Below are 19,063 nucleotides of genomic sequence, written 5' to 3'. Positions count from 1 at the left end.
CGAGGAGGTGGTGCGGGCCGAGCGGGTGTACCTGGCCGGCGGGTCGGCGGCGGCGGACCTGGCGTACTGGCGCGAGGTGCTGGCCGGTCCGCTGCCGGTGCTGGAGTTGCCGACGGACCGGCCGCGGCCGGCGTCGGGGCCGGTGCGCGGGCGCACGGTGCAGGCGACGGTGCCGGCGGCGCAGGGCGAGCGGTTACGCGCGTTCTGCGCGGCGCAGGGGGTGAATGCGGCGGCGCTGTTCCTGGGGGCGTATGAGTGGCTGCTCACGCGCACGGCCGGGCAGGACGAGGTGGTGGTGGGGGTATCCACGCGAGGCCGGTGGGACGAGCGGTTCGCCGGGCTGGTGGGGTATTTCGTCAACATGGTGGCGTTGCGCAGCCGGCCGGTGGCGGCACGGCCGGTGGCGGCATGGCTGGCGGGAGTGCAGGAGCGGCTGGTGGACGCGCTGGATCACGCGGCGTATCCGTTCGCGCGGCTGCTGCGCGAGTTGGGGGCGACGCGGACGCCGGGTCGCACGCCGGTGTTCCAGGCCGCGTTCGAGTTTCAGAACGCCACGGTGCTGCGCCACGCGGACGTGGCCGACCGGCTGGCGGCGGTGCTGGGCGGCTCGTTCATGGGGCAGGTGCACCAGGAGGGCGAGTACGAGATCGTGCTGGAGGTGGTGGAGGTGGCCGGGGCGTACGTGCTGAAGGTGAAGTACGACGAGCGGCTGTACGACGCGGCGGGGATGGAGGACCTGCTGGGCCATTACCGGCAGGTGCTGGCGGGTCTGGTGGCCGATCCGGATCGACCGCTGGGGGCGGTGCCGCTGATGGACGCGGCCGAGCGGGAGCGGGTGCTGGGCACGTGGAACGCGACGGCGGTGGCGTACGCGAACGGCGGGGTGCATGCGTTGATCGACGCGCAGGCAGCGCGGCGGCCGGAGGCGACGGCGGTGGCGTGCGAGGGCGAAACGCTGGACTACGCGCAACTGGTGGCGCGCAGCGATGCGCTGGGGGCGTACCTGCGGGCCGGCGGCATCGGCCGGGGTGCGCGGGTGGGCGTGTGCATGGAGCGCTCGGTGGACCTGGTGGTGGCGCTGCTGGGGGTATGGAAGGCGGGGGCGGCGTACGTGCCGTTGGCGCCGGAGTACCCGGCGGCGCGGTTGGGGTACATGGTGCGCGACAGCGCGGTGGCCTGTGTGCTGACGCAGTCGCGCGGGCAGGCGGCGGCGCAGGCATGGCTGGGCGAGGTGCCGGCCCTGGCGCTGGACGCGCCGTGGCCGTTGCGCGAAGGCGGGGTGCCGGCGGCGCCGGAGACGCGCGCGGACGACCTGGCGTACGTGATCTATACCTCCGGCAGCACGGGACAGCCCAAGGGCGTGATGATCGGCCACGGCGCGCTGGGCCAGTTCCTGCAGTCGATGGCGCGGCAGCCGGGGCTGTCCGAGGGCGAACGGCTGCTGGCGGTGACGACGTACAGCTTCGACATCGCCGGGCTGGAGCTGTACCTGCCGCTGGTGGTGGGCGGATGCAGCGTGATCGCGACCTCGGCGCAGGCGCGGGACGCGCAGCGGTTGGGTGCGCTGATCGCGTCGAGCGGGGCGTCGGCGATGCAGGCGACGCCGGCGACCTGGCAGATGCTGCTGCAGTCGGGGTGGCGCAACCGGACAGGGATGCGGGTGCTGTGCGGGGGCGAGGCGCTGGGGGAGCGGCTGAAAGACGCGCTGTGCGCGCTGGGTGGGCCGGTGTGGAACCTGTTCGGCCCGACGGAGACGACGGTGTGGTCGACGGTGGAGGCGCTGGACGGGGACCGTGCGGTGAGCATCGGCCGGCCGATCGCGAACACGCGGCTGTACGTGCTGGACGCGGCGTTGGCTCCGGTGGCCCGTGGCCTGCGCGGCGAGCTGTACATCGCCGGCGACGGCCTGGCGCAGGGCTACCTGGGGCGTCCGGGGCTGAGCGCGGAACGCTTCGTGCCCGATCCGTTCGGCGCGGCGGGCACGCGGATGTATCGCACCGGCGACCTGGTGCGGTACCTGGCCGACGGCCGCGTGCAGTACCTGGGCCGCATCGACGCCCAGGTGAAGCTGCGCGGCTTCCGCATCGAACCCGGCGAGATCGAGGCGGCCCTGCGCGGCATCGACGGCATCGCGCAGGCGGCCGCTTCGACCTTCACAAGGGACGACGGCGAGCGCTACATTACGGCGTACATCGTCACGCCGGAGGAGCAAGACCATGTCGTGGATACGGAAATCCTGCGTGCCGCGCTGGCCGGCGTGTTGCCCGAATACATGATTCCCTCGGCGCTCGTCCGGCTCGATGCGCTGCCGCTGACGCCCAACGGCAAGGTCGATTACAAGGCTTTGCCCGCGCCCGACTTCAACCAGAGCCTGCACGCGTACGTAGCACCGCGCAATCTCGACGAGCGATGGCTGGCGGCGTTATGGGCGGAGATCCTCCGCGTCGATCGCGTGGGCATGGGCGACAACTTTTTCAGCCTGGGCGGCCATTCGTTGTCCGCCATGCGGATGCTCGCGCGCGTGCGCGAGCGGCTGGCCATCGACGTGCCTTTGCAGAGCCTTTTCGACGCCCCCGTGCTGGGCCACTGGTGCGAGCGGATCGGCGCCCTGCGCGACGAGGCCCGGGAAACGGAAGATGTCCACGACCCGGCATCGGCCGCCGTCCTTGCCCGGGTACTCGCCATGTCCGACGAGGAAGTCGCCAGCGAACTGAACCGGCTGAGGCAATCACCGCATGAAGCATAAGAAAGGGAGCGCGTCGGCGCCCTTGGCATCGCTGGACGCCACGCGCGCCGAACTGGTGGCGTTGCTGCTCGGACGCGACCGCGATCCGCAGCGCATTCCCCGCCGTTATCCGACCCATGCCAGCGGCCCGCTCTCCTTTGGTCAGGAATCGCTTTGGTTTCTCGCCGAACTGGATCCGGACAGCCCCGCCTACCACGTGCCTCTGGCGTTCCGAATCGATGGACCGCTGGATCCTCGCGCGCTGTCCATGGCAGTGGCCGAACTCGCCATGCGCCACGAAACCCTGCGCACGCGCTTCGACATGCACAACGGGCGTCCGATGCAGATGGTGGACCCGGCCGTTGTCGCGCCGACGCTTCGTGTGGTCGACGCCCCGGAAGGCGAAGAAGCCTTGCGGAAGGCCATGGAAGACGAGGCTGCCAAGCCGTTCGATCTCGCACGCGACCACGCATGGCGGATCACGTTGTTCCGTCGCTCGGCTCTCGCATGGTCGTTGTCGATCACTCTTCATCACATCATCTGCGACACCCACTCCGTCGCGGTGCTGATGAGGGACCTCGCTGCGTTCTACCGTGCCGCCATCGCCAACGAACCGCCCGAGTTGCCCGACCTCGATATCCAGTACGCGGACTTCGCGCTATGGCAGCGTGCACGGTTGGGCGATGAGGCGACGGCCGACCAACTGGCGTTCTGGAAAGCCCGGCTCGCCGGGTTACCCCGTACGCCGCTGCCCGCGGACACCCCTCGTCCTGAACAGCCTGGTTTCGCGGGCGAACAGTCGTTCACCGCGCTGTCGCCCAAGGTCGCAGAGGGCCTGCGCGAACTCGCGCGCGCCGAAGGCGCCACGCTGTTCATGTTGCTGGTCGCGATGGTGCAACGGTTGCTGTCCCGCTGGAGCGGGCAGCGCGAGGTGACCGTCGGCACGCCGGTCGCCAGCCGCACCGCGCGGCAGACGGAAGACCTGGTGGGTTATTTCGCCAATACCGTGCTGCTGCGCACGCGCCTGGATGGGGTGCCGACGTTCCGGGAACTCCTGCGGGCGGTCCGGCAAACGGCGCTCGATGCGTACGCGAACCAGGACGTTCCCTTCGAGCGCGTGGTGGCGGAAACCCACGTGCAGGGAGATCTCGCGCGGTCGTCGCTGTTCCAGGCGATGGTCGTGCTGCAGCAGGCCGATGCGACGCTGCCGGCTTTCCCCGACGTGACGTTGTCCCCCGTTGCGATCGGCCGTCACGGTGCGAAATTCGACCTGTCGCTCGAATTCTTCGAGCACGAAGGCGGGCTGGCCGTCCGCTGGGAATATGCGGCGGACGTGTTCCGCGCCGCCACCATCGAACGCCTGGGCCGCGACCTCGTCGCGCTCGCCGGGCAGATCACCGACGATCCGGACCGCGCGCTCACCGACGACGATATCACGGACGTCGCGAGGGGTCCCGACGTACCGATCGACACGCGGCGCCTGGTACACGAGTTCTTCGAGGAACAGGTCCGCCAGACGCCGGGTGCGGTCGCGGCATCGCTGGACGACATGTCGATGTCGTATGCCGGGCTCAACGAGCGCGCCAACCGTTTCGCGCACGAACTGATCGCCCGTGGCGTGGGTCCCGGCGCGGTCGTGGGTCTCTTCTTCGAACGTTCGCTGGAGCTTGTCGTCGCCCTGGTGGGGACGCTGAAGGCCGGTGCGGCCTATCTTCCCCTCGACGTGAGTGCACCGGAAGCGCGCCTGCGCGAACTGATCGCGGACGCCCGCGTCGCCGTCGTGGCGACTGCGCCATCGATGGAGCTCGCGCTGGCCCGTGCCGCGGGCTCGACCCCGTTGTGCCTGGTCGAGCCCGACGCCTTTGGCACGCGACCCTCGTCCGATCCGCTACCGCGTGCGTCGGCGGCTGACCTGGCGTACGTCATTTACACCTCCGGCTCGACCGGCAAACCCAAGGGCGTGGAAACCTCGCACGCGGCGCTGCTGAACCGGCTGCTCTGGATGCAAGAGACCTACCGCATCGGCGCGGACGATCGCGTGCTTCAGAAGACCCCTTACACGTTCGACGTATCGGTGTGGGAATTCCTCTGGCCGCTGATGAGGGGCGCCACCCTGGTACTGGCCCGCCCCGACGGCCATCGCGACGCGCACTACTTGCGCGAAACGATCCGCGAGCGGGCGATCACCGTGCTGCATTTCGTCCCGTCGATGTTCGCAGCGTTCCTGGCCCAGTCCCCGGACGGCGGGGGATGCCCGTCGCTGCGTCACGTGATCTGCAGCGGCGAGGCACTGACCTCGTCGCTGGTGACGCGATGCTTCGACGCTTACCCGGACATCCGTCTGCACAACCTGTACGGCCCCACGGAAGCGGCGATCGACGTCACGTCTTTCGAGTGCCGCGCCAACCATGCGTCGCCCTGCGTGCCGATCGGTGCGCCGATCTGGAACACGCAAACGCACATCCTCGACGAGCGGTTGCGCCCGGTCGCGCCGGGCGCCACGGGTGAGCTCTACCTGGGCGGCATCGGTCTCGCACGAGGGTACCGGCACCGCGCCGCCCTGACGGCAGCGGCTTTCGTGCCCGATCCCTTCGGCGCGACCCCCGGGGCACGCATCTATCGCACCGGCGACCTCGCCCGTCGCGATGAGGACGGCCGGATCGAGTACCTTGGGCGGATCGACCATCAGGTGAAGATCCGCGGCGTGCGCATCGAGCCGGGCGAGATCGAATCGGCCGTGCTCGCCACCCGGTGGGCGCGCGAATGCGCGGTGGTGGTTCGCGAACGTGACGGACTCAAGAACCTCGTCGCCTGCGTACGTGCTCCCGATGGCGTCATGCTCGATGCGCAAAGGATGCGCGCCGCCCTGCGTGAGGCCTTGCCAGACCACATGGTGCCGACAACGATCGAAGCCTGGGATCGCCTGCCACTCACCGCCAACGGCAAGCTTGATCGACGCGCGCTCATGGATGGCGCGACCACGCGGGCGTCCGGGCATGCCGGCGGTGCATCGTCCGGCGACCTGGAAACCCAACTTTCGCGCATCTGGGAAGACGTCCTTGGGCGTGCCGACATCGATCCACGCACCGGCTTCTTCGATGCAGGTGGCGATTCCATACTCGCGGTCGCCGTCGCGCGCCGGGTGGCGGAGTCGCTCGACCCGTCGTTTCGCGTCACCGACCTCTTCCGTCATCCAACAGTACGGAGCATGGCTGTCCGGCTTCGCCAGGTGGTCGGAACGAGCGAAGAACCCGCCACAGTGCCGATGGATACGGCGACCGAACGGTCGCCGCCCGTACAGTCCTACGCCGACTGCGTCGCCATCATCGGCGCGTCCGCGCACGTGCCTGGCGCCGAAGACATCGCCGCGCTATGGGACAACCTGCACAATGGACGGGAGACCATCGAATTCCTGTCGCCGGCCCAGGCGCGGCACGCCGGCGTGCCCGACGATCTGCTGGCCGATCCCGGCTACGTCGGTGCCCGTGCCACCATTGAGGGAAAGGCATCGTTCGATGCCGCATTCTTTCGTGTGACGGCACGCGACGCGCAACTCATGGATCCGCAGGCGCGACACCTTCTGGAGCACGCGTGGCGCGCGGTCGAGGATGCCGGTTATCGTGCGTCGGACATCCCCGATACCGCCGTATTCATGTCGGCCAGTTCGACCTTCTACCACGCGGCCGCGTTCACGCAGGCGAAGGCGGTACTGGAGCGCTCGGACGAATACGTAAGCTGGATATGGGCCCAGCCGGGCACGTTGCCCACCCTGGTGTCGCACAAGCTGGGGCTTACGGGACCCAGCCTCTTCGTGCACTCGAACTGCTCGTCGTCGCTCACCGCGCTGGCATGCGCCTATCGCAGCATCGTCAGCGGCGAATCGACGCGCGCGCTGGTCGGCGCCGCCACGATCCTGCCTTACGCGCCGCTGGGTTACCTGCATCAGCCGGGGCTGCATTTCTCCAGCGATGGCCATCTCAAGGCATTTGACCGCGACGCCGACGGGATGGTGTCCGGGGAGGGGGTCGCCGTGCTCCTGCTCAAGCGCGCCGACGAGGCGATCGCCGACGGCGATCACGTCTACGCGTTGCTGCGTGGTATCGCGCTGAACAACGACGGCGCTGACAAGGCGGGTTTCTATGCGCCAGGGGCGGCGGGACAGGCGGCGGTCATCGACTCGCTGCTGCGCACGACGGGCATCGATGTGGAAAGCATCGGCTATGTCGAGGCCCACGGCACCGGCACGCCGCTGGGCGATCCCGTCGAGTTCGGCGCTTTGTGCGAGGCGTACCGGCGGCATACTGACCGTGTGGGCTTCTGCGGGCTCGGTTCGATCAAGAGCAACATGGGCCATCTGGACACGGCCGCCGGGCTCGCCGGTTGCCTGAAGGTCATACTGAGCCTCGTTCACGCGCGCATCCCGCCGACTCTCCACTTCAAGGCGGCCAATGCGCGTATCGATCTGGCGGGCTCGCCGTTCCACGTGGTCGACCGACTGGCCGACTGGCCGGCGGGGACCACGCCGCGTCGCGCGGCCTTGAGTTCGTTCGGCATCGGCGGTACCAATGCGCACGCGATCTTCGAGGAATGGATCGAGCCGCCCGATGCGGCACAACCCGCCGACGCGGCGCCACGATTGCTGCCCCTTTCCGCGCGCGGCGAACCGCAGCGGGATGCGTATGCGCGGGCGATGCTTTCGTTTCTGGACGGTATCGACGAAGACGCGAACGGCCAGGCGACACTGGACCGCATCGCGTTCACCCTGCAGAACGGTCGCGAAGAGATGAGGTATCGCCTGGCCGTGGTCGCGACCTCCCTCGACGAGGCCCGCGACAGGTTGCGGCGCCACATCGCCGGCGAAACGGCGGTCGACGGCGTGTGCCTCGGCGATGCGGAGCACGGGAACGGAACGAAGGCGGCGAGCGAAGAACGTGCCAGGCGGGCGCTGGATGCGTGGCTGGGTGGCGGTGCGACGAGGCTCTTGCCCGAAGCGTGGGTGAGCGGCGTGGCATTCGACTGGAAGCGACTCCATCGCGAGCGGCCGCCTCGACGCATGTCGTTGCCGACGTATCCTTTCGATCGACAGGATTACTGGATCGGTGGCGCGACGCCGCCCGCGTCGCTCGCCGTGACGACCGATGCGGCGGTGGACATCGTGACGGCGCGCGAAGCCTGGATTCCTGTCGATGCGAAGCAGGTGTCGACGGTCGTTCGTCGCGTACTGCTGGTGGCACCCGAGGCTTCGCTGGCCGACCTCTGCGCGCAGGCCTGGCGAACACGCGACGCCGACGAAGGCGTGGTCGCAATTGGCCCGGGCGATACCGACGCGGACGGCTGGCAGCGCGCGCTCGTCGAGGCTGCTACGCGGCATGGTGCGTTCGATGCGATCGTGTATGCCGGGGGGATGTCGCGGGCCGCGGACGAGGTCGCCACGATGAACGCGCTGCGCTTCGCGCAGGCATTCGCCGCCGCCGGCATTGCCTGCGATCACCTTTTGCTGTGCGTGGCGTACGACGATGCGCGCTCGCAGGCACACGCCGAGTCGTGGATCGGCCTGGAGCGTTCGCTTCGGGTGCTGGCACCGGAGCGTTCGCTGGGTGTGATGTTGAATGAAGGACACCTCGGGGACGAGGCGTCGGTCCGGTCGTGGGTCGGGCGGGTGCGTGCGGAACTGGGCACGGCGACGCTGCGCAGCGTGCGTCACGCGCGTGACGGACGGCACGAGCTACGGATCGAGGAACGGTCGCTGCCGACCGGCCCGTCGGTCATCCGGCGGGGTGGGGTGTACTGGATCACGGGCGGCGCGGGTGGATTGGGCGCGCGGGTGGCGCGGCACCTCATCGAACGCCACGCGGCACGGGTGGTGCTCAGCGGTCGGCGCGCGCTGGACGACGCGCAGCGGGCGGGGCTGCTCGAAGGCAGCGAAGGCCGCTTGATCTACGTGGCGGCAGACGTCACCGACGAGGCGGCGATGCGCGCCTGCGCGGCGACGGCAGTCGAACGTTTCGGACCGATCGACGGCGTATTCCACCTGGCGGGCGTGATCGGCGAGGGTTCGATCCTGGAGAAAACGGCGCAGGCGTTCGCGCGGGTACTGGCGCCGAAGATGCGTGGCACCGAGGTGCTCGACGGGGTGCTGCGCGAGCACGCGCCGGCGTTCATCTGTTACTTCAGTTCGACGTCCGCCGTGCTGGGCGACTTCGGCGGCGGCGACTACGCCATCGGCAACCGCTTCCAGATGGCGTGGGCCGACCGCATGTCGTCCGCCGACGGCATACGCCGCGTGGCGATCGACTGGCCCGCCTGGGCCGAAGGCATGCGTGGCGGTGACGAGGACGGCCGGCGCACGTACCTGCGATCGAGCGGATTGCATGCGCTCGAGGCGAACGAGGGGCTCGACATCCTCGAGCGTTGCCTGGCCGATCCTTCCGCGCATTACGTGGTGATGGCGGGTGACCGCTCGCGTATCGAGCGAACCCTGGGCTTGCGCGACATGCCTGCCGCGGAACTGCGCGCCCCGGTCCTCACGCTGCCGAGTGGAGAACCGTCGTGGCGCGGCCTGACCGTGGAGGAATCGCTGCGCGACGATCTCAGGCGGCAGGTGGCGGAACTGCTCAGGCTCGCCGACGACAAGGTCACGCTGCACGACAACCTCACCGACTTCGGTTTCGATTCCATCACCCTGGCACAGTGGTCGCGCCACCTGGGTCGCCATTTCGGCATCGCCTTCACGCCCGCGTTGTTCTTCACGTATTCGACGATCGATAAGATCGCCACCCATCTCCTGGCCGTGCATGCGCCACGCATGGACGCGTTCTATCGCCGGGACAGTGCATCGCGCGCGGACACGGTATCCATCGCCACCTCGACGGCTAACGTCGACGCGAAGCCCGTTCTTCCGCGCGAACCGGCGGAAGACATCGCCGAGCCCATCGCGATCATCGGCATGAGCGGCCGCTTTCCGCAGGCACGCGACATCGGAGCCTTCTGGAGCCTGCTCGTCGAGGGGCGCAGCGCCATCGAGGAGATCCCCCTGGAGCGGTTCGATTGGCGGGAGCCGTACGCGAACCGGACCATCCTCGGTAAATGGCTCGGCGCGTTACCCGGCGTGGCGGAGTTCGATCCGCTGTTCTTCGACATCTCGCCGCGCGAAGCGCTGGGCATGGACCCGCGGCAGCGCCTGCTCATGCAGGAAGCATGGAACGCGCTGGAGAACGCGGCTTATGGCGATCGCCAGCGGGAGCATTCGAGAACAGGCGTGTTCGTCGGTGTGGAGCAGGGCGAATACCAGCAGATCGCGGGAAGCCAAGGCACGCTGACGAGCAATCACGATGCGATCCTCGCTTCGCGCCTGTCGTATTTCCTCAATCTGCGCGGGCCGGCGATGGCGATCAACACGTCGTGCTCGTCGGGCCTCGTGGCGGCGCACCAGGCGTGCCAGAGCCTGCGCGCGGGCGACTGCGACACGGCGATCGCCGCGGCGGTGAACCTGATGCTGACCCCGCACGCGTGGTGGGGCATGAGCCAGGCGGGGATGCTGTCGGAGGATGGCCGCTGCCGCGCGTTCGACCGGCGGGCGAACGGCCTGGTGCCGGGCGAGGCGGTGGTGGCCGTGGTACTCAAGCGGTTGTCGCGGGCCCAGGCCGACGGCGACCCGATCCAAGCGGTGATCGTGGGCAGTGGGATCAACTACGACGGCCGGACCAACGGCATCACGGCGCCGAATGGGGCGGCGCAGGCCGAACTGATCGGCGAGGTGCAGGCACGGGCGAAGGTCGATCCGCACCAGATCGGTTACGTGGTGACGCACGGCACGGGCACGCGGCTGGGCGACCCGGTGGAGATCAATGCACTGGACGAGGTGTTCGGCGCGACGGCGCAGGCGGCGGGCTTCTGCGCACTCACCTCGGTGAAGGGCGCGGTGGGCCACGCGTTCGCGGCGGCGGGTCTGGTGAACCTGGTGTGCGCGGTGCAGGCGCTGACGCAGCGGACGATCCCGCCGAGCCTGTATTGCGAGGAGCGCAGCGATTACATCGACTGGTCGCGTAGCGCGTTCGAGGTCAATCGCGAACGGCGGGAGTGGGTATCGGCGACGCCGCGCGTGGCGGCGGTAAGCGCGTTCGGGATGAGCGGCACGAACGCGCACATGCTGGTACGCGAATACGAGACGCCGGCGTTGGCGGACGAGGGCGGTCCGGCCTACTGGCTGCTGGCGGTGTCGGCGAAAAGCGAGGAGGCCCTGCGCGAGCGGCTGGCGGCCCTGGCGAGGGCTCTGCGGGAACGCACGTGGAGCGCGGCGGCGTTGCGTTCGTTGGGCTACACGCTGCTGTGCGGTCGGCAACCGTTCGCCCACCGCTGCGTGGTGGTCGCACAGGACGCGGACGATGCGATCGGTCTGCTCGAACGCGCCGCCAAAGGGGAGCGCGCGCCGCGCGTCTTCCGTGGCGTGGTGCCCCACGAATTCGTGGGCCAGAAGGCGGTGTCGACGCTGGGCCGCCAGTTGCTTGGCACATTGGCTGCCATGGCGCCGCCGCCGCGCGAAGACGCGGACGAGGCGTTGCACGCGCTGGCCGACCTGTTCTGCCAGGGTTATGCATTGCCCTGGCCGACGTTGTTCGGTACCTCCGCGCCCCGGCGCATGGCGTTGCCGACCTATCCCTTCGCCCGCGAGCATTACTGGATCGAAGGCGCTCAACCGGAGGGCGTGACCGGCGCAAGGGAGACGCCGGCCCACCCGTTGCTGCACGCCAAAGAGTCCGACGTGGACGGACAGCGCTATGCCGCCACGTTCAGTGGAAGAGAGTTCTTTCTCCGCGATCATCGCGTGCACGGCACGCCGGTGGTTCCCGGCGTGGCTTATCTGGAGATGGCGCTCGCCGCGTTGCGCGACGGCGGCGGCGCGCCACCGTCGCGCGGCATGGCATGGTGCCTGAAGCACGTGGCGTGGGTGCGTCCGCTGGCCGTGCTCGATACGCCAGCCACCTTGCGGCTCGATCTGACCAGGGTGACCGACGAAGACGTCGGCTTCGACCTGTACGGAATCTCCGGACATGGGGTTCGACGGATACACGCGCGCGGCACCGGACGCTGGACGAACGGGGCGTCGCCCGCCGCCGTGGATCTGCTGGCGATCGAAGCCTCCACCGGCGCACGGATCGACGGCACCGAGGCGTATCGGCGGCTCGCGTCGGCGGGCCTGAATTACGGTCCCGCGCTGCGTGCCCTGGCGTGGGCGGCGATCGGCGTGGACGAAAGCGGCGCGCGTTGCGTGCTCGCCCGTCTCGCGTTGCCCGAGGAAGCACGTGAAGGCGTCTCGTCGTGGCGCTTGCATCCCTCGCTGCTGGACGGCGCCTTGCATGCCTCCGTCGCGCTGTGGTCCGACGCCCGGACGGCCGGCCACGCATGGGTGCCTTACGCTCTGGAAAGCGTATCGATCCACTGCGAACCCGGCGAGTTCGCCTACGCCTTGCTGCGCGAGGCGCCGGGAAGTACGCCTGAACTTCCGACCTTGCAGGTACGCATCTGTGACGACGCCGGCAACGTCTGCGTAGTACTTGACCGGCTGAGCGCGCGACCGGCGACGCAACCGGCCACTACCAGCTACCTGGGGTTCGCATGGCGGGAGGCCGATGCCTGTGCCTCGTCGCCTTCGGACGAGCGCCGCCATGTACTGTGGCCCGCGCGGCCATCCGGCGCGGACGCCACGGAACGCGCGCTGACGCGTGAAGGCGTCGCATGCGCCTGGCTGAATTCGGACGGCACGCATGTCGCCGAACGATACGAGGACCTCGCCTGGCGAGTGACCGACTACCTGCAAGGCATCTTTCGCGCGGGTATCGACGCTCCGACGTTGGTGCAGGTCGTCGCGCCGGTCGACGACGCGATGGCCAGCGGACTTGCCGGCTTGCTTCGCACGGCGCACCTGGAACAGCCGCTGCTGCGCGGGCAGGTCGTACAGATGGAACCGGACCTGTCTCCCGAGGCGGTGGTAGCCCTGCTCGAGCGGGATGCCGCGGATCGTCACGACATCGTGCGGCATGAGGGCGGCGTTCGTCGCGTGGAACATGTCGCCTTGCTGGACACGCCATCGGGCACCGCGCCCTGGAAGCCGGACGGCGTCTATGTCATCGCAGGGGGTATGGGCGGGCTCGGCAGGATATTCGCGAACGAGATTCTGCTACGCCAGCCCTCCGCGCGCGTGCTGCTGGTAGGTCGCTCCATCGTGGACGAGGCAGCGCTGGCGATCTGGCGGGAGCGGGGGGGCAAGGTTGAGTATTTCCGTACGGATCTCACCGATCGCGCCGCGACGGCGGGCCTCGTCGCCGAGGTGCTTCAGCGGCACGGTCGCGTCGACGGCGTTATCCATGCGGCGGGCGTGATCCGCGACGAATTCCTCGCAAAGAAAACGCGTGGCGACCACGCCGCCGTCATGGGCGCGAAGCTGGCCGCGGCGGTTCATCTCGACGAGGCCCTGAGCGACATGCCGCTGGACTTCTTCGTGTTCTTCTCATCCACCAGCGGGCTTTACGGCAACGTGGGGCAGGCCGATTACGCCGCGGCGAACGCCGGCCTCGACGCCTACGCAACGTGGCGACACGAGCGCGTGAACCGTGGTGAACGTCATGGTCGGACACTTTCCATCGGCTGGCCGTTATGGGCCGATGGCGGCATGCGCGTGCCCGACGCGGTGGAACGCATGCAGCGCGCCGAGGGGCGCGTGCCCCTGGCTGCGAAGGACGGCATCGAGGCGTTCTACGCCGCGCTGTCGACGCATCACGCGCGCGTCCACGTATTGCGGCTGGACAATGACGCGGCCGAGAGGGCGCGCGTATCGTCGGAGCCTGCCGAACCGGTAGCGGCATCGACCGAACCGTCTCCCGGCCGCGTGACCGACGAGCGCGCATTCGAGCGCGACGTGCTCGCCTATGTAAAGGAGGTGTTGTCCGACACCCTGCGGTTGCCGCCCGAGCGGATCGAGGCCGACGCTCCTTTCGAACGCTATGGCCTGGACTCGATCCTCGCCCTCGACCTGACCGCGGCGCTCGAGCGCCGCTTTGGCTCGCTGTCCAAGACGCTGTTCTTCGAACACCAGACGCTGGCCTCATTGGCACGCCACCTGGCGACCGCCCACCGGTCGCGACTGATCGACTTGCTGGGACCATCGCCGTCCGCCTCGCGCGCCGTGGCAGCACCGCACTCCGCGGTCGTTGCGACGGAGGCGCCGCGCATCGAAGCAGCGACACCGGCAGCGGTCGGGGATACGCGCCCGCCCCCTGTCGTCCGCGACGACATCGCGATCATCGGCATGAGCGGCCGCTATCCAGGCGCCGACGACCTCGATGCCTTCTGGCACAACCTGCGCGAAGGACGCGACGGTATCGGCGAGGTTCCGGCGGAACGCTGGGACCACTTTCGCTATCTCGACGACGAGCGGGGCACGATCGGCAAGACGTACGGTCGCTGGGGCGGCTTCCTCGATGGCGTGGACGAATTCGATCCGCTGTTCTTCCGCATCTCGCCGGTCGAGGCGAGGGTCATGGACCCGCAGGAGCGCCTGTTCCTGCAGTGCGCCTACCACGCGGTGGAAGATGCCGGGTATGCGCGTCAGACCCTGCGCGACCCGGCCGGGGATGGCGAAAGCGCCGTCGGCGTGTTCGTCGGCGTGATGTACGAGGAATACCAGCTCTATGGCGCGCAGGCGCAGGCGCTTGGACACGGGCTGTCCCTGAGCGGCAGCCCGTCGTCCATCGCCAACCGCGTGTCGTACTTCCTCGACCTGCACGGACCGAGCCTCGCAGTGGACACGATGTGCTCTTCTTCGCTCACCGCCATCCACCTCGCCTGCGACAGCCTGCGCCAGGGACAGTGCGACATGGCCCTGGCTGGCGGCGTCAATGTCACGGTGCATCCGAACAAGTACCTGATGCTCGCTCAGGGGCGCTTTCTTTCCAGCGACGGGCGCTGCCGCAGCTTCGGCGAAGGGGGCGACGGTTACGTGCCCAGCGAGGGTGTGGGTGCCGTCGTGCTGAAGCGGCTGTCGGGGGCGATCGCCGACCGCGACCGCATTCTCGGCGTGATACGCGGCAGCGCCGTGAACCACGGCGGCAAGACGAACGGTTACGCGGTACCCAATTCGGTCCAGCAGGCCCGTCTGATCGCCGGCGTGCTGGCATCCAGCGGCGTGCCCGCGCGCTCGATCGGCTACGTCGAGGCGCATGGCACCGGTACTTCCCTGGGGGATCCCATTGAAATCACCGGACTCACCCAGGCATTCCGCACGCAAACCAAGGACGTGGGCTTCTGCGCCATCGGCTCGGTGAAATCCAACATCGGCCATGCCGAAAGCGCCGCCGGCATGGCTGCGTTGGCGAAGGTGCTGCTGCAGATGCGGCACGGCGAACGGGTGCCCAGCCTCCACTCGGAAAGCCTTAATCCCTTCATCGATTTCGCCACGACGCCGTTCGTCGTGCAGCGCGCGCGCGCGCCATGGCCCCGCCAGGTCGATGAGGCGGGCGTCGAGTCCCCCCGCCGTGCAGGCATTTCCTCGTTCGGCGCGGGCGGATCGAACGCACACCTGATCGTCGAGGAATACGTCGCCGACGTCGCCCGTTCGACCGCGCGCGGTCCGTTCGCTATCGTGCTGTCGGCGCAGACCGCCGAGGCGCTCGACCTGTGCGTGGTGCGGTTGCGCGAGGCCGTCCGCGACCTCGACGACGAGTTCCTCGCCGATGTCGCGTACACGCTCCAGGTGGGACGCGAAGCGATGGCGTTCCGGCTCGCGTTCGTTGCCGACGACATGGCCATGCTGCGCGACCGTCTGCATGCCTGTGGGGGCGGCGCGGAAACCGTGCCGGGCATCCACCGCGACGAGGTCAGGCGGGGCAAGAACGCTCTGGCGGCGCTCCTGGCCGACGACGATGTGCGGGACACGGTGGCGGCATGGATCGGCAAGCGAAAGTTCGATGCCTTGCTCGGATACTGGGTCAAGGGACTGACGGTGGACTGGGAGGGCCTTTACACCGGCACGGGCGTTCCGCCGCGGCGGATGGGCCTACCAGGCTACCCCTTCGCGAAGGAACGGTACTGGATCGGCGCCCGCGAGATCGGACTCGATCAGCCGCGTGCGGCGTCGCCGGCGGAGGGGATGTGGCGAGTGCTGCGGAAGCAGTGGGTTCCCGCGCCGTCGTCGGCGAACGACGTGCGGGACGGTCGCATCGTCGTTCTCGCCGAAGAGGACACCGTCGACGATGCGACCGCGCTCGCGGCAAGTCTCGGGCGAGCCGAGGTGGTCCTAGTGCGCGAGGTATCCGTCGCCGACGTGCGATGGGGTGACTTCGAGAGCCTGGTGCACCTCGTCGCCGACGCCACGCCGCGTTCCGGCACGGAATGGATCGCCTGCGTGCAGGCGTGGATGGCGGCGCGCATGGCCCCGGGTGGCCGCGCGCTCGGCGTCACGCTAGTCAAGGGCCACGCCGCCGTGTCGCGTGGCGCGACCCTGCCTGCGGGGCTTTTTCGCACGCTGTCGGGCGAGTACCGCCGTATCCAGGCTTCCCACGTCATGCTGCGACGTGACGGGGAACAGACATGGATCGAACGTTGCGTGCGCGAGCTCGCCGATGCCGGTGCCGACATGGACGTGTGCTACCTGGATGGCGCGCGTCATGTCGCGCGCCTTACGGGCATGGAGGTCGGCGCGCCGACGCCGTTGGACTGGTCGCCGGGGCACGCGCTGTGGATCACCGGTGGCGTACGTGGGATCGGCTACGCCTGCGCACAACACTTCGTGCGTGCTCATGGTGTCCGGCGGCTGGTGCTCACCGGACGCGAAGCGTTCCCGGATCGGTCCGACTGGGAATCGCACGCCTCGGCGCCGACCGCGATCGGTCGGAAAATTCGCGCGATCCGGCGGCTGGAGGCGCTTGGTGCCGAGGTCGCGGTGGAAACGGTCGACCTCTCGGATGTCGCAGCGTTGGGCGAAGCAATGCATCGACTGTGCGCCGCGATGGGCCCCATTGGGGGCGTGGTGCACTGCGCCGGGTTCGCCGATGCCGAGACCCCCGCCTTCATCCATAAGCAGCGGAAGATCCTCGACGCGGTGTTCGCGCCCAAGGTGGCCGGCATGGATACGCTGCTGCGGTGCCTGCGCGACCATCGGGGAGTGCGATTCGTCGTGGCGTTCTCCTCGATCAGCGCGCTCGCCCCGGCGCTGGCGGCCGGGCAGTTGGATTACGCGATGGCGAACGCGTACATGGACGCGGTGGCGGAGGATGGTCAGGTGGCAGGGGTGCCGTTGTTGAGCGTGCAGTGGGGCAGTTGGAAGGAAAGCGGCATGGGCGAAGTACGCAGCCGCGCATACGGCGAGCTGGGGCTGCTCAGTCACGACGATGCGCAGGGGCTGGCGATGCTCGATCGGCTGATCGCGGCGGACGTGCGTGGCGTCGTCGCGCCGTTGCGGGTGGACGATGCGCGGTTCGACGCGGACATCTTGATGTCCCGTCCGCGGCCCGAGCCCGCGCCGGCCACGCGAAGCGGCACCGACACGAAAGCGGCGAAAAGCGCGTCTTCCACCGAGTACGCCTCCACGAACGTGCGCGACTGGTTGCGCGAGCTGTTCGCCGAACAGTTGCAGATGGACGTGCGGCGCCTCGATATCGACGTACCGCTGACCGATTACGGCGTGGATTCGGTGTTGCTGATGCAGGCGATGGCGACGATAGGCCGTCGGGTGGGCGCAACGCTGGATCCGTCGCTGCTGTTCGAGCACACGACGATCGAGGCGTTCGCGGGGTGGCTGGTGGCGCATCACGGGGCGGCGCTGTCGGCGACGCTGGTAGAGGTGCCAGTCGAGGTGCCGGCCGTGGCTTCGGCCGAGGTACCGGCCGTGGCCTCGGTCGAGCCGTCGGCCGATCGGTCGGCGCTGCTGGCGGTGGTGGGGATGGCGTGCCGATTCGCCGGTGCGGAGGATCTGGACGGTTACTGGCGGTTGCTGCGGGAGGGTCGCAGCGCGATCGCGCCGGTGCCGAGCTCGCGCTGGTCGCAGGCGCGGGAGGACGATTGGGCGGGGCTGCTGGGGGACGTGGAGCATTTCGACCCGGGGTATTTCCACCTGTTGCCGGCGGATGCGCGGGCGATGGACCGGCAGGGGCTGATGGTGCTGGAGGAGAGCGTGAAGGCGTGGCACCACGCCGGCTACGAGGCGGCGCAGTTGAAGGGCACGGCGACGGGGGTGTACCTGGGCGCGCGGGGGCAGGTGCAGGCGGACGCGGCGCGGTTGGCGGAGGCGCCGAACCCGATCCTGGCGACGGGGCAGAACTACCTGGCGTCGAACGTGTCGCGGTTTTTCGACCTGCGCGGTCCGAGCCTGGTGGTGGATACGGCGTGCTCGTCGGCGCTGGTGGCGTTGCAGATGGCGTCGCAGGCGTTGCACGCAGGCGAGATCACGGCGGCGCTGGTGGGCGGGGTAAGCCTGCTGGGCGGGCCGGAGGCGCTGCGGATGTTCGAGCGGCGGGGGATTCTGCAGCGCGGCCATTTCCACCTGTTCGACCGCCGCGCGCAGGGGGCGATCCTGGGCGAAGGGGTGGGGATGGTGGTGGTGAAGACGCAGGCGCAGGCGCGGGCGGACGGTGACCGGATCTACGGGCTGATCCGCGCGGTGGCGGTGAACAACGACGGCCGCACGGCGGGTCCGACGGCGCCGAACGTGCAGGCGCAGAAGGCGGTGATGCGCCGCGCGCTGGAGCGCGCGGGCCTGTCGGCGGGGCAGGTGAGCCACGTGGAGGTGAACGGCTCGGGATCGGAGGTGACGGACCTGCTGGAGCTGCGGGCGATCGAGTCGGTGTACCGTCCGAAGGGCGAGGGGTGGTGTGAGTTGGGATCGATGAAGCCGAACATCGGGCACCCGTTGTGCGCGGAGGGGATAGCGAGCCTGATCAAGGTGGTGCTAATGTTGCATCACGGCGAACGGGTGCCGTTCCTGTCGGCGCAGGAGGCGATGGAACACTACGACTTCGCCCAATCGCCGTTCCGCTTCACGCGTCAGGCGCGGGCGTGGGACGACGCACCTCGGGTGGCGGCGATCAACGCGTTCGCTGACGGCGGTACGAACGCGCACGTGCTGGTGGAGGCCGCGCCGGCCGACGACACCGCGCGCATGCCGCTGGATCCGCCGGTGTTCCGCAGAGTGGCGCTGCCGCCGCTGGACACGGCGCGGCGCATGGCGCCCATCGACGACGCGCCGGCGGCGCCATCGCCATCGCCATCGCAAGCCACGGTGCCGGGATTCTGGGAGCGCTACGGCTGAATCGTCACGCCTTTGCCTGGGAATTGTCGGGCGTGCAC

The 19,063-nt window shown here is 69.1% G+C and carries 2 protein-coding genes (1 of these 2 running past the window's edge); both read left to right on the top strand.

Annotation, left to right across the window (positions count from 1 at the left end; translation table 11 throughout):
• Nucleotides 1–2,746, top strand: partial view of an amino acid adenylation domain-containing protein gene (locus AC1PMG_RS10550; RefSeq protein WP_481108846.1) — the end only. It extends 15,992 nt beyond the left edge of the window; only the last 2,746 of its 18,738 coding nucleotides appear in the window; the start codon falls outside the window, past its left edge; its stop codon occupies nt 2,744–2,746.
• The gene (locus AC1PMG_RS10545; RefSeq protein ID WP_481108845.1) at nt 2,736–19,025 is read left to right on the top strand and encodes an amino acid adenylation domain-containing protein; all 16,290 of its coding nucleotides are present in this window, start codon (nt 2,736–2,738) and stop codon (nt 19,023–19,025) included. The genes AC1PMG_RS10550 and AC1PMG_RS10545 overlap by 11 nt, the downstream gene beginning before the upstream one ends.
• Nucleotides 19,026–19,063 lie beyond the last annotated feature (38 nt).

The sequence above is a fragment of the Xanthomonas sp. NCPPB 2250 genome (assembly GCF_056725265.1).
The sequence above is the reverse complement of the archived record's forward strand: the minus strand, read 5'-3'. Positions and strand labels throughout refer to the sequence as shown.

What these genes read in the sequence shown, in the direction of transcription:
- AC1PMG_RS10545 (WP_481108845.1), top strand. Translation starts at nt 2,736, where the DNA reads ATGAAGCATAAGAAAGGGAGCGCGTCGGCGCCCTTGGCATCGCTGGAC.